16 protein-coding genes are annotated in these 11,600 nt (G+C 39.9%); 6 read left to right on the top strand and 10 right to left on the bottom strand.

What is annotated here, in order from left to right:
* The 6 genes from KKF75_01720 to pilO form a co-directional block, all read left to right on the top strand.
* Positions 1-212, top strand: a 212-nt coding sequence (locus tag KKF75_01720; GenBank protein MBU4380915.1) for a hypothetical protein, incomplete at its 5' end; no start/stop codon positions are given.
* A gap of 34 nt (positions 213-246) precedes the next feature.
* Positions 247-711, top strand: coding sequence for a cupredoxin domain-containing protein (locus KKF75_01715; GenBank protein ID MBU4380914.1), 465 nt, complete (start codon positions 247-249; stop codon positions 709-711).
* A gap of 8 nt (positions 712-719) precedes the next feature.
* Positions 720-2,588, top strand: a complete 1,869-nt coding sequence (locus KKF75_01710) for a hypothetical protein (GenBank protein MBU4380913.1) — start codon at positions 720-722, stop codon at positions 2,586-2,588.
* Between the two features lie 47 nt (positions 2,589-2,635).
* Positions 2,636-3,673 carry a type IV pilus assembly protein PilM gene (gene pilM / locus KKF75_01705; GenBank protein MBU4380912.1) on the top strand — a complete coding sequence of 346 codons (1,038 nt, stop codon included), beginning with the start codon at positions 2,636-2,638 and terminating at the stop codon, positions 3,671-3,673.
* Positions 3,674-3,682: 9 nt separating this feature from the next.
* A complete protein-coding gene (locus KKF75_01700; GenBank protein ID MBU4380911.1) occupies positions 3,683-4,261 on the top strand; it encodes a PilN domain-containing protein in 579 nt (192 codons plus the stop codon).
* On the top strand, positions 4,262-4,978 hold the full coding sequence (pilO, locus tag KKF75_01695) for a type 4a pilus biogenesis protein PilO (GenBank protein ID MBU4380910.1): 717 nt from the start codon (positions 4,262-4,264) through the stop codon (positions 4,976-4,978).
* Here the strand turns inward: pilO and trmD are convergent.
* The 10 genes from trmD to KKF75_01645 all read right to left on the bottom strand — a co-directional run bounded on the left by trmD (position 4,975) and on the right by KKF75_01645 (position 11,544).
* Entirely contained in the window at positions 4,975-5,610 is a 636-nt protein-coding gene (gene trmD, locus KKF75_01690) for a tRNA (guanosine(37)-N1)-methyltransferase TrmD (protein ID MBU4380909.1), read from the bottom strand. The two genes, pilO and trmD, sit on opposite strands and share 4 nt — an antisense overlap.
* On the bottom strand, positions 5,591-5,848 hold the full coding sequence (locus tag KKF75_01685; protein ID MBU4380908.1) for a KH domain-containing protein: 258 nt from the start codon (positions 5,846-5,848) through the stop codon (positions 5,591-5,593). Before KKF75_01685 ends, trmD begins: the two co-directional genes overlap by 20 nt.
* A complete protein-coding gene (gene rpsP, locus KKF75_01680; GenBank protein MBU4380907.1) occupies positions 5,841-6,167 on the bottom strand; it encodes a 30S ribosomal protein S16 in 327 nt (108 codons plus the stop codon). The genes KKF75_01685 and rpsP overlap by 8 nt, the downstream gene beginning before the upstream one ends.
* A gap of 13 nt (positions 6,168-6,180) precedes the next feature.
* On the bottom strand, positions 6,181-6,891 hold the full coding sequence (gene rnc / locus KKF75_01675) for a ribonuclease III (protein MBU4380906.1): 711 nt from the start codon (positions 6,889-6,891) through the stop codon (positions 6,181-6,183).
* Complete coding sequence (locus KKF75_01670) at positions 6,891-7,133, bottom strand: acyl carrier protein (GenBank protein MBU4380905.1); 243 nt, start codon at positions 7,131-7,133, stop codon at positions 6,891-6,893. The genes rnc and KKF75_01670 overlap by 1 nt, the downstream gene beginning before the upstream one ends.
* 30 nt (positions 7,134-7,163) lie before the next feature.
* On the bottom strand, positions 7,164-7,598 hold the full coding sequence (nusB, locus tag KKF75_01665) for a transcription antitermination factor NusB (GenBank protein MBU4380904.1): 435 nt from the start codon (positions 7,596-7,598) through the stop codon (positions 7,164-7,166).
* Between the two features lie 6 nt (positions 7,599-7,604).
* On the bottom strand, positions 7,605-7,760 hold the full coding sequence (gene rpmF, locus KKF75_01660) for a 50S ribosomal protein L32 (protein MBU4380903.1): 156 nt from the start codon (positions 7,758-7,760) through the stop codon (positions 7,605-7,607).
* A 25-nt stretch (positions 7,761-7,785) separates the two neighbouring features.
* Positions 7,786-8,319: an RsmD family RNA methyltransferase gene (locus KKF75_01655; GenBank protein MBU4380902.1), complete on the bottom strand. Its 534-nt coding sequence runs from the start codon at positions 8,317-8,319 to the stop codon at positions 7,786-7,788.
* Between the two features lie 4 nt (positions 8,320-8,323).
* Positions 8,324-10,366: an ATP-dependent DNA helicase RecG gene (locus KKF75_01650; protein ID MBU4380901.1), complete on the bottom strand. Its 2,043-nt coding sequence runs from the start codon at positions 10,364-10,366 to the stop codon at positions 8,324-8,326.
* Positions 10,367-10,470: 104 nt separating this feature from the next.
* Positions 10,471-11,544 carry a tyrosine--tRNA ligase gene (locus KKF75_01645; GenBank protein ID MBU4380900.1) on the bottom strand — a complete coding sequence of 358 codons (1,074 nt, stop codon included), beginning with the start codon at positions 11,542-11,544 and terminating at the stop codon, positions 10,471-10,473.
* Positions 11,545-11,600 lie beyond the last annotated feature (56 nt).

The following is an 11,600-nucleotide window of genomic DNA, read 5'->3' as shown; positions in this document are numbered from 1 at the left end:
TTGCAAGAATACGACCACTGTTTGCTGATACGAAGATAAAGGTAGGATTTGTTTCGGGAAGTTGTTCGGGAATTCCCGAACAGGGATACAAAATAGAATCCACGGGAATGGCGGTGGACGCGGTCAGGAAACTTCAGGTTAAGGTATCCCGCCCGCAAATGAGCGCAATTTTTGATTACGCAATTTTTTCTGGTGGAGACATTTCGAAGTAAATTGAATCTTGTTATAAGTAGGAGGTGATTTTTTATGCCAGTTTCTAAAATATTTTTTGGGTTGCTCATTTTAGCAGTAGTGGGTCTTGGTGGTTATTATGCCTACCTTAAATATAATAACAGTCCAGTTGCAAACAAAACCGAAGCGCCCAAAAATTACAACTCTTTTGAGGAGCTTCCCGACTACGAGGCGGGAAATCCTCGGGTCAATGTAGTTCCTGAAAATCTTCGGGACGAAAATGCCACAGTTGGCGTAACCGCGGTTAAAATAACTGCCACAGGATTTAGCCCGAGTAAAATTACCGTAAAGCAAGGCGATATTGTTTCGTTTAGCAACGAAGATACATCTCCTCACCAAGTATATGGCGAGGGCGGATTGTGGTTTGGCAGACAACTAGAAGGAGCCGAGACTTTCAGCCAAGAATTTGATGTTCCGGGAACATACCCTTACTACGATAAACTGAACGAGGGGTTAAAAGGAGAGGTTATGGTTGAATAATAGCGCGTATGTCTGCAATAAAAATCCCCCTAGTTTTGCTGTTAATCGCGGTGTTGTTTTTGTGCCATCCCCGTTTGGTTTTGGCAAGTGATACCGTTGCCCCAGTTTCGTCTCTAACTTTGGATCCCTCATCCCCCGATGGGTTGGAAGATTGGTATTTGCAAACCGTTCTAGCTAAAATCATCTCGTCCGATTTAGAGTCGGGCGTCCTAAAAATTTACCACAAGTTAAACCAATCTCCTTGGGAATATAAAACCTTTAGCGGGTCGTTAAATACAGTGATAAACCCTTCTTTTGAGGATGATCTTAGTCAGTCGTGGCAACTTGTTGGCGATGACCCGGGATTTGTGGATAGGGAAATTTATTTTGACGGCGAAAGATCTGTTAACATTGTAGCGACTAATATTTTGTCCGAAACTTGTTGGGAAAATGCTCTTCGTTATATTCCAGCTGACCCTTGGGATACCATAAACAGCTCCCTTTATCTCAAGACGGATAATGTTATGGGGACTGGAGCTTACTTTAAAATCTACACAAAATTTGGCGAGATAAAAACTTTAATTGGCGAAAGTACCAAAGTTACAGGAACCGCAAATTGGCAAATTCTGTCTAAATCGGTGGTTTTGGGAACAGATGATTTAGACGGTGTGTATTTATCTTTGTGTCTCTGGGGATCGGGAAAGGTTAATTTTGATTCGGTTTATTCGGCAACTGTTGCGGAAGAGATATCCAACACGGTAAATATTTCTAGCAGTGGTTTGAATACTTTAAGTTTTTATGCTCAAGATAACGCCCTAAATTTAGAGGACACGAAAACCGCCACAGTTAAAATTGACACCAAGGCCCCCTCCCCCTGGAGCGATTTTAAAATTGGCGACGAAAAAGGCAATGACCACTCATTTGCGGTATTCATAAAAATAGCTGATGCCGATTCGGGGCTAAAAAAAGGCTACGAAAAGTTTCAATACTCTGTGGATGGCGGCGTTACTTGGGGGTATTACAGTAATTTGGATAAATGCTCCGGTAATTTTGTTAACAATGGTTGGGTTGCCTTAGATAATATTTCTTATGATGGCGCAAATGAGGCAACCTTAGAAACCCCCGTTGTAAACTACTGCAACTCGGCTTGGAAGACTTGTAAATCGGTACGATTTTTTGTTCGCGATGTAGCCGGAAGAGACTCGCTAAAAGATATTTGTATTAACGGCCCGTGGTTTAGAACGGAGAATGCCAGTATTTATGCTAATGGCGCCATCTCTCAAGGTGGTGGCGGGGCTGACGATACCGCGTCTGGTCTCATAATTTCCAGGACAACGGTTTCTAATGTTTCCTCTGGTTTGGGTATAATTTTGGAGTATTATAAGCATAAGACCGCCCCGTTGAGTTTTGTGGAAATGCTTTCTAAAACTAAAAATGTGCTAACGGTCTCCTCTTTTCCGCGCTCCTCCGGAGCTTATTTAATCAACAACGATTTAACAATAGGTAGCAATACCGTACCTTCCGAGGTCAAAAACGGCTCCGCTAAAGTTGTGGTTTTTGTCAAGGGGGATCTAACCGTAGGTTATGACATTGATTTAGCGTCAAGCGGAGCAATAGTTTTTATTGTTGCTGGCGATGTGGATATTGCGCGAACCGTGACTAAACTGGATGTTTTTATTGTGGCGGATGGAAGTATTGATACGACTTACAATGGGAATTCAAAAAGCGATAGCATTTTAATTAATGGAGGTCTAGTTGGTAAAGCAGTTAATTTGTCTCGTCAAATATCCTCAAAACAGGCAACCGATCCAGCGGAAGATATTGTTTGGAATCCTAACCATTTGTTATATCTAAGCGAGATACTAGGGGTAAGGAAAGTGGTGTATAAGGAGTTGTAATAGATTGAATTCTATTGTAATCTTACACCAGTTATCAAACTGCCCCTATGAATAAATTAGGTCTTGATATTGGATCCAGCAAAATAAAATGTGTTGAGATTACAGCAAGTGTTTCCCCACCAAAACTTGTCTCTTACGATATTTCCAATCTACCTGCAATTTCGCTCTACTCCGACTCCAAAGCTGACAGGAGCGAGTTTATTGATTTTATTAAAGAGTATATTTTTAGCAGTAAATTCTCAACCAACAATATTGTAGTTGGGTTGCCGGAGTCCAAAGTATTTACTAAAATTATCGAAGTGCCCAATTTGTCCGAAAAAGAGCTTGCCGAATCTATCAAATGGGAAGCGCAACAGTATTTTCCCGACTCCATAGAAAATTTAAGTTTGCAATATCAGCAACTGCCTCGTTCTAGCCAATCTCCCGAGGGAGAAAAAAACAAGACCGAGGTTTTGCTTGTTGCTGTAAACAAAGCGTTAATCGAAAAATATGTGGGGATTTTTGAAAAAGCGGGATGCGAAGTCCAAGGAATTGAGCCGGAATCTATGGCTATTGCTAGAGCTATTCAAAATGCTCCCAATACGCCGGTTTCTTTAGCCTTAAATATTGGAGCAGACACCTCCGATTTAATTATTTCGGAGAGCGGTATCATCCGTTTTACCCGAAGCGTTTCCTCTGGAATGGAAGCGTTCACAAGAGCCATATCGCAAGAAATTGGAATAGATCTAAGGCAAGCAGAAAGTTATTTGACCAGCTACGGCTTGGACGAAGGCAAACTAGAAGGCAAGATTGCCAAGATAATCCGCCCCGTTGTGGATATGGTAGTTACTGAAGTTAAAAGGTCAGTGGTCTATTTTGAAAGCAGAAAGCAAGGGAGAAAGGTTGAGCGAATTGTTCTTTGCGGTGGCGGAGCTACAATGCCAGGAATTTTGCAGTACATTGTTTCTGCCGTTGGGATAGAAGTGGAGATGGCGGATCCTTGGAAGCATCTGGCGATAGACAGCCAAAAATTTTCGGAATCCGACTTAAATATTTTTGGACCTTTCTTTACAACCGCTGTTGGTTTAGCATTAAAGGGTCTTTAGCTTTAACTTATGCAAAGAGAAATTAATTTAGTGCCCGAAAATCTAGTCAAAAGAAAAGAAAAGTCGGCTATTCTGGCTCTTTCTAGCAAAGTTCTTGGTGTTTTAGTCGCGGTGGCATTGTTGTTTGCTTTAGCGTCGTTTTATTTGTATTTTAAGCTCAATAGCTCCCTTGCTAAATTAAACTTGGATTTGGATCAAAAAAAGGAATCGGTAAAATCGTTGGAAAAAATTGAACAGCAAAACAACGAATTGTCCTTTAAGCTTGAAATTTTAAATAAAATTATTGCCGATCAGGAATATTACTCGGGTTTTTTGGAAGAAGTAAAAAAGGTCTTACCGCCTGCGGTTGTAATTGACGATATAAATTTTACAGATAATGCTTCTGTGACAGTCAGCGGGACAGCTCTTTCTTATGGGTCGCTTGCCGATTTTATAGAGAATGTGTCTAGCGCATCCGAAGACCCCAATTCGATTTATAAAGAAATTTCTCTTTCCGAAGTGACTCTAAAAAAAGAAACTAGGCAGATAAGTTTTAGCTCAATGATTAAATTAAAAGACAACGCGTTAAAGGCTAAAACCAAAATTTAGATGGAAATTCTCGAAAAACACAAAATAATTCTTTTGGGCGTTATGTTGGTTGGGTTTATCGCTTTGTCTTTTTTTGGTTTGCGTTTTTTTACCTATTGGATCAAGAACAAAGATTCCAGCAACCTCATTCTGGAAGAGATAAACCAGCTATCCCTAAAAGAGAACTCTTTAAAGTCGCTCTCGGCTTTAGCGCCTAAAATAGACGCTAATTTAAGGATAGTGGATACAGTAATAACCCCGCAAGTAGATATACCCGGCTTTATGACGCAAATAGAAACCGTGGCAACAGACGCTGGTCTTAAGGTAGACAGGCTTACTTTTGTAAGAACAGATACAAGCGCCTCCGAAAAGGTGGTAGCGGTACCTTTTGTTTCTCTCTCGGGATCATTTACTGGTAATTACGACAGTGTACTCAAATTCTTTAAAACGGTTGAAGGGGCGCGGAGAATTACTTACAGTCACGACATAAAAGTCTCTGCTGTTGTTGATAAAGAGTCGGTAGGAGTTTATAGCCTAAATGTCGCCCTTGATGGATTTTACCTGCTGGAAAATACAAAGCTAAATCAGGGGTCCTCGGGAGTCGATTTTAGAACAAAGGAGAACGCTCAATTAATCGATCAGATTTCCAATTTAAGAGAATACCAAATTCAAAGACTCCCCAATTCGGAAATGATTCCGCTACAAGATACTACAACCACCTTTGAGACACCCCCTTAATTTGATTTTTTCCAATCTTTTATTTTTTGATGGTTTCCCGAAATTAAAGTATCAGGAACAGAAAGACCCAAAAACTTTTGGGGTCTGGTGTATTGGGGATGTTCCAGAGAAAATTCTGGAGAAAAGCTTTCTTGTAAAACGGACTCTTCTTTTGCCACTACGCCAGGAATTAGTCTTGCGCTAGCTTCTATAAGTACCATAGCTGGGGTCTCTCCTCCCATGGTAATGTAGTTTCCAATGGATAGCTCTCTTGCGTTGGTCAGCTCTACAATTCTTTGGTCAAAACCCTCGTAGCGGGGGCAGAGAAGGACTAGATGGGATAAAGATGACAGGGAAGAAACCCTAGATTGTGTCAAAATTTGTCCTTTGGGAGAAAAAATAACAGTTTGGGCTTGGGGATCTTTAGCCTTAATTGAGGATACTGCTTTAAACATCGGTTCTACCATATACAGCATCCCCGCGCCTCCGCCGTAGGGTTTGGCGTCAACCGTGTGTCTTTTATCTGTTGCGTAGTCTCGCAGATTATACAAATTTACAGTAATAACCTTTTTATCTAACGCTTTTTTTATTAGAGAAGACTTTAAGAAAGAATCAAAAATTTCGGGGAAGGTGCTAATTATGCTGTAGACCATCGTCAATCGAGATATCAATAAACTTATTATCCAAAGGCGCTCTAATGCGCAGAATTGATCTTAAGGCTCTGATAACAATCCCCTTCTTGCCAATAATAATTGGAATATCGGCGGAATCGGCTTTTACATTTACAATGGCTACATTTTCTTGAGGGGTAGCGATTGTTATCTCAAGCCCGTCTTTGTTGGTGACGATGTTGGAGATGAGAAATTTTGCGAGATCTAGTAGCTTATTCATTGCTATTTTTATCATTTCCTACCTTCAAGCTTCCAGCTTCCGGTTGTTCAGCTTTTGCCTTCTTTGGCTCGTATTTGGTATAGGTATATTTTTTGTTAATCAGTTTAATCACAGATTCTGTCGGTACCGCTCCCTTGGCAACCCAACCCTCGTAAGCTTTTTTATCTACTTTAAATTCGTGGTTTCCATCTACCCGAGGTATTAAGTAACCAATCTCGGCAACAGCTCTTCCCGAGACCTTGGTTCTTGCTTCTTGAACGGCGATCCTATATGTTGGCGCATTGCGTTTTCCACGGCGGGTTAGTTTTATTTTTAGCATGGAGCAAATTGTATCATTTGCTGGTTAACTCTACAACAGCCTTTTGAGCTGCCCGCTCCTCGGCTTTTTGTTTGCTGGAACCTTGCCCTTGAGAAAGTTGCTTTGTATTCAGAAAAACACCTACGGTAAATACTTTGTTATGATCGGGACCCTCCTCGTTGAGTACTTTGTACAGCGGAGTAACAGAGAATTTCTCTTGGGTAATTTCTTGAAGATATGACTTTGGGTCGCGGTACTTTTTATCTTTAACAATTGATTCTATCTTATAAAATAATTCTTTGTAAAGAAATTTTTCGCAAATATCTAACCCGCTAGTTAAAGAATTAAATTCTAAAAACATTGTCCCTAAAAGCGCCTCAAAAGTGTTTGCCATAATGTAGGGTCGTGTCCTTCCCCCCGTTGCCTCTTCGCCTTTGGACATAAGAAGGTATTTTCCAAGATTTAATCTTAGAGCTTCTTGAGCTAGTGAGGTGGTGTTAACAATAGCAGCTCTATAGCTTGTAAGAATGCCCTCTGGCTGGTTTTGGTATTTAGCGTATAAAAGTTTGGAAGTTAAAAATTGCAGTACTGAATCGCCCAAAAACTCCAATCTCTCATTAGATTCTATATTTTGGTCACGACACTCATTAAGATAAGACCTGTGAGTAAAGGCGGTTTTAAGAAGGTTTTTGTTGGTAAATTGTAAATTTAGTGTCTTCTCAAGATCTAAAAAATCAATAATCATCACAAATACCCCGCTTCTTCAATAATAATTGCTAAATCGGCAACGGTTCTAATTGCTTTTGCGTCTTCGGGATCAATTTCTATTTCCAATTCGTCTTCTATTGTAGAGATTATTTCTGCAAGCTCAAGCTCGGAGATATTTAAATCGTCCACAAAGTCCTGTTCGGGACTAATATCGTTTGGGTCAACACCAGTGTGTTGGGAAATGATTTGGTATAATTTATCTAAGATTACTTTGTCCATATTTTGTATTTTTCGGGTGTCACCCGGAAGCTATTCCAGTTTTAACACCTCGGCAATAGTACCCAAAACACCGTTGACAAATTTACCGGAGGCGTCTCCCCCAAATTCTTTTGCCAGTTCTACCGCCTCGTTAATTGCCACCTTTAGAGGGGCGGTTTTGGCAATTATAATCTCAAAAAGAGAAATTCTTAATACCAAAAGATCTATTTTAGAGATTTGTTCCACAGGCCATTTTTGGGCGACTAGATTAATATATCCATCCAGCGAGTCGATATTTTTTGATACTCCAGAAATAATAAGTTTTTCAAGTTCCGTGTCGCAATTGGGGTGTTCCAAAATTTCATTGGCAAACAGCTCTTCTTTATCCATATCCTGCGACAAAAAGCTCCAAGAAAAAAGAGTTGCCAAAGCTATTCTTCTAGCATTGTGTCTAGGATCTTCTTTTAACGATGACTTTTTTGACATTCTGCTCTAATTGTAGGTCCCACAGTTTGCGCAGAGCCTGTGAGAGCGAGTCTCTTTTTTGCATTTTGCGCAAGGAACGGTCTGCACTTTCGAAATTTTTAAATTTACTCTTCTGTGCTTGCGTCTTGTATTGGAAATTCTGCGTTTTGGTGTTGCTGCCATGGGAGTAAGTTAGCGTTAATTGGAGCTACTTGTCAAGCACAAAATATTGGATTGTTGTCTTGCCGAATTTTCGCAATTTTGTTAGGTTAAAATTAACAGCTTCTGTTTGTTCGTTTTTAGTTTTACTGTCACAAAGATAAACGAGAACACAATTCCCACTGGCAACGCCGAAGATGTTTTTAAGGATATGGGTAATTGGGGAATTGTAAGGAGGATCTAAAAAGATAATGTCAAATTTGTCAGTGGTATTTCCAATGTATTTTACGGCATCTATTTTTTCCACATTGGCTAAATTAGAGAAATTAGCGTTTGCCACATTGGTTTTTATGCAAGAAATAGCATTATAATCGGAGTCGGAAAATTTGCAGAACTTTGCACCGCGACTTAGCGCTTCAAGACCCAAGGCTCCGCTTCCAGCAAATAAATCAAGGCACCTTTTGTTTTTTATCTCGTCCCCAATTGTTGAGAAGATAGAGTTTAGGACAATACCTTTTATTGGTTTTGCAGACTCGGGGACTGATATTAGTCGATTTTTTGCGATACCCGATGTGATGTGCATAAAGTTAATTTACCCCGATTGTATCTGATGAAAGTTTTTTAAGCAATGTCACGGTTTGCGGGTACTTGTCTAGATTTTGTGAAACAAATACCGCAGTCTTGTAAGTTTGCTCTAACAATTTTTCGTCAGAAAAGTTTGCGAATCTAAATTTGCTCTTCCCGCTTTGCTTTATTCCATAAAGCTCTCCGGGACCTCGGGTTTCCATGTCTTTTTGCGCCAAAACAAGACCGCTTTGCGATTTTTCCATAATCGAAAGGCGCGAGTTTTTACTTTTTCCTTCTGTAGTAAACAAAAAGCAATAGGCTTGGCGGGAGCTTCTCCCAACCCGACCCCTTAACTGGTGCAAGCTTGCAAGACCAAAGCGTTCGGCTCCTTCGATAACCATAATGTTGGCGTTTGGAATGTCCATTCCAACTTCTACGACACTTGTTGCCACTAAGATTTTTATTGTCCCATCTCTAAATTCGGTAATAATTTCTTCCTTTTCTTTAGATTTTAATCTTCCATGAATTAATCCCATTGGTATGTTGTTAAACCATTGAGATTTTAATTCTTCAAAATGAGCAGTTGCTGATCTGACACTTTTTAATGTTTCTACCTGCGATTCCTCAACAAAGGGACAAACCACATACACTTGTTCGTTTTCTTTTACAATTTTCTCTTTTATCCATTGGTATCCCCTACCCCGCTTACTTTCGGGGACGACGAAGGTTTTTACAGGTAGGCGACCTTTGGGCATTTCATCAATCGTGGAAATTTCTAAATCGCCAAATAGCGTTAAGCACAAACTTCTTGGTATTGGTGTAGCCGTCATGGTCAGAATGTGCGGGGTGTGTTTAGCTGTAACAAATGACAAAATTTTGTTTCTTTGTGTTACTCCAAATTTATGCTGTTCGTCAATTACCACTAAGCCGATGTTTTTGTAAAGGCTTGGGTTATATAATAGGGCGTGGGTTCCTATTAAGATGCTTGGGGTATTGGGTGTGTTTTTGCTTTTAAAGTGATGGGTAATAAGAGAGATGGGGGCGATAGAGAACAATTTTTCGAAAATAACCTTAATTGTGTTGTAGTGTTGTTGGGCTAGAATTTCAGTTGGTGCCATAAATACGCTTCCAACACCGGATTTATAGGCAATGTACATGGCAAGGGTGGCAACTACAGTTTTGCCACTACCAACATCTCCTTGAATAAGTCTATTGGCAGGTAAGTCTTTTGTTAAGTCCTCTAGGACTTCACCACATACCCTTAATTGGGCTTTTGTAAGTTCAAAAGGAAGAGATGTTATAAAATTTAAAAGATCATTTCCTGCAACCCTCATTTTTTTGGCTAGTCCCCTACTCTGCCATTGTTGTTTCTTGACTAATCCTAGAAGTTGGGTAGTAAAAAGTTCTTCAAAGGCAAAACGGTTGGTTGCCAAAGCGACCTCGTGGAGATCCTTTGGGAAGTGTATTTGTCGCAGAGCGTGGCTTAGGTCATTTAAGTCTTTTAAGTCGCTTAGGTTAAGAGGGAGAAGATCGAGGTCGTTAAACTGTTGGGTGTTTAGTACTAAGCTAATTTTTTTACGCAACCATTTAGAGCTTACTCTGGCAGTTTCGGGATATATGGGAACCAGTCGTCCCGTGTGAATTGGAATATAACTTTCACTTTCTATCATCTCGTAGTCAGGACTTACAAAAGAAGGTTTACCTTTATAGGCTGTTACATCCCCTGCGATCTGGATAGTCATTCCTTTTTTTATGGTACGAGTTAAGAATTGTTGGTTAAAAAAAATACAAGCAACACTGCCAGTTGAATCAATTAGTTTTAATGTTGTAAGTTTGGAATATCCTCCAGTGTAAATGTTTTTTATCTCTGCTACTTCCCCTTTTACGGTTACTTTATCGTTTACAATTAGATTGGAGATGGTTTTGATAGTTGAATAATCCTCGTAGCGACTTGGAAAATGGTATAAGAGGTCACGGATTGCATAAATCTCTAGTAGTTCTAAGAGATTTTTGTAATGTGGGCCAACAAGAGGGAGCGTGGTTATAGAGGAAAAAAAATCCATTATTAGAAAATGTATGGGAGAATGGAAGCCCCAATAATTGCCAGTGTTGCAAGTACTGTTATTACCTCCCAAACTTTTTTGTGTTTTCTAAAAAATTTCATAATTTATCTTGTAATTTGATAAGATCTTACCTCATTATACAGCTTTTTTGCTTTTCTATCCTTTTCAAAATGACTTCTTACGGGTTTAATAAGAAAATCCAACGATGAGGCGACTGCAGACTTTAGATCATTAGGATGCAGGTTGCCATTCTCGTAATCAATTTGTAATTCCCGCGACGAGAAATACTCAACATATCCTCCGTGTTTGGGTTCTCGATAAACTTTTAAATTTCCCATGACGGGAATTACTATCAATTTGGCGTATTCAAAGATTGGATTTCCTAGAGTTTGATTGGGTGGACAAAAAGCGGTTCTGATTTTGGCTTCTATTTTCTCTTTTGCATCGTGCATATAAATTGCACTTGTGGGATCACTTTTAGACATTTTGCTGGCAATCATTGTTGCTTCTGGGTTGTCTAATTCTTTTACCCCTTTTAGTCCCAATAACATGGGGTGATGAACGGCAATGGGTTTTTTCCAATTTTGCTTTTCGGCAACTTCTCGAGCAATCATGTTAGCGCGGCGTTGATCCATACCAAGCTGGCAAATGTCTATTTCCATCTCAAAAATATCAGCAACTTGCATGGAGGGGTAAAAAAGCTGGGCAGTAGAAAGTGTGTCCTTTTCACTTCTGCCTGCAATCGTTAGTGACTTTAGGGTTCGCTGTAAAGTTAATGATTTGGCAACGGTTAGTACCCTGTCCCAGTAGTCAATTGAGTCCATAAGCTCGCTTGCCCAGACAATCTCAATTTTAGTGGTGTCTACACCAGACGCTTTCCAAATTTCTACAAAGTACTCCCCCACTCTTTTGATCTTTTCTAGATCCCCGCCAATTTTGTTATTGATGTAAGCAAAGTAATCGGCAAGATATAACTTTAAGTGGATGTCGCAGGATAGGAGTCTTTTAACATTAATGGCTCGCAATAGGCCGAAGTGAATTGGGGCAATGCCCGAGGGTTCAAAGCCATCGTAAGCTACGGGATGTTCTTTTTCCTCAAATAGCTTGAGCAATTCATCCTCCGAAACAATCTCTTGCGCAAAGCTTTTGATAATCTCTACTTTTTCTTGTGGAGTCATGCTTGACATTTTATCATAGATAAACTAAACTACGCTCAATCACCATGAGAGGACTA

It is taken from the genome of Patescibacteria group bacterium, assembly GCA_018896215.1.
Classification (GTDB): Bacteria; Patescibacteriota; WWE3; order 0-14-0-20-40-13; family 0-14-0-20-40-13; genus JAHINB01.
Note: the sequence above shows the minus strand (reverse complement) of the source record. Positions and strands in the feature narration are given on the sequence as shown.

Bases quoted from the DNA above. Each gene is read 5' to 3' on its own strand.
- KKF75_01700 (MBU4380911.1), top strand. From the start codon at position 3,683: ATGCAAAGAGAAATTAATTTAGTGCCCGAAAATCTAGTCAAAAGAAAA.
- rpmF (MBU4380903.1), bottom strand. From the start codon at position 7,760: ATGGCAGCAACACCAAAACGCAGAATTTCCAATACAAGACGCAAGCAC.
- KKF75_01655 (MBU4380902.1), bottom strand. From the start codon at position 8,319: ATGCACATCACATCGGGTATCGCAAAAAATCGACTAATATCAGTCCCC.
- rnc (MBU4380906.1), bottom strand. From the start codon at position 6,891: ATGATTATTGATTTTTTAGATCTTGAGAAGACACTAAATTTACAATTT.
- KKF75_01685 (MBU4380908.1), bottom strand. From the start codon at position 5,848: ATGAATAAGCTACTAGATCTCGCAAAATTTCTCATCTCCAACATCGTC.
- KKF75_01670 (MBU4380905.1), bottom strand. From the start codon at position 7,133: ATGGACAAAGTAATCTTAGATAAATTATACCAAATCATTTCCCAACAC.
- KKF75_01650 (MBU4380901.1), bottom strand. From the start codon at position 10,366: ATGGATTTTTTTTCCTCTATAACCACGCTCCCTCTTGTTGGCCCACAT.
- pilO (MBU4380910.1), top strand. From the start codon at position 4,262: ATGGAAATTCTCGAAAAACACAAAATAATTCTTTTGGGCGTTATGTTG.
- trmD (MBU4380909.1), bottom strand. From the start codon at position 5,610: ATGGTCTACAGCATAATTAGCACCTTCCCCGAAATTTTTGATTCTTTC.
- KKF75_01710 (MBU4380913.1), top strand. From the start codon at position 720: ATGTCTGCAATAAAAATCCCCCTAGTTTTGCTGTTAATCGCGGTGTTG.
- pilM (MBU4380912.1), top strand. From the start codon at position 2,636: ATGAATAAATTAGGTCTTGATATTGGATCCAGCAAAATAAAATGTGTT.
- KKF75_01645 (MBU4380900.1), bottom strand. From the start codon at position 11,544: ATGACTCCACAAGAAAAAGTAGAGATTATCAAAAGCTTTGCGCAAGAG.
- nusB (MBU4380904.1), bottom strand. From the start codon at position 7,598: ATGTCAAAAAAGTCATCGTTAAAAGAAGATCCTAGACACAATGCTAGA.
- rpsP (MBU4380907.1), bottom strand. From the start codon at position 6,167: ATGCTAAAAATAAAACTAACCCGCCGTGGAAAACGCAATGCGCCAACA.
- KKF75_01715 (MBU4380914.1), top strand. From the start codon at position 247: ATGCCAGTTTCTAAAATATTTTTTGGGTTGCTCATTTTAGCAGTAGTG.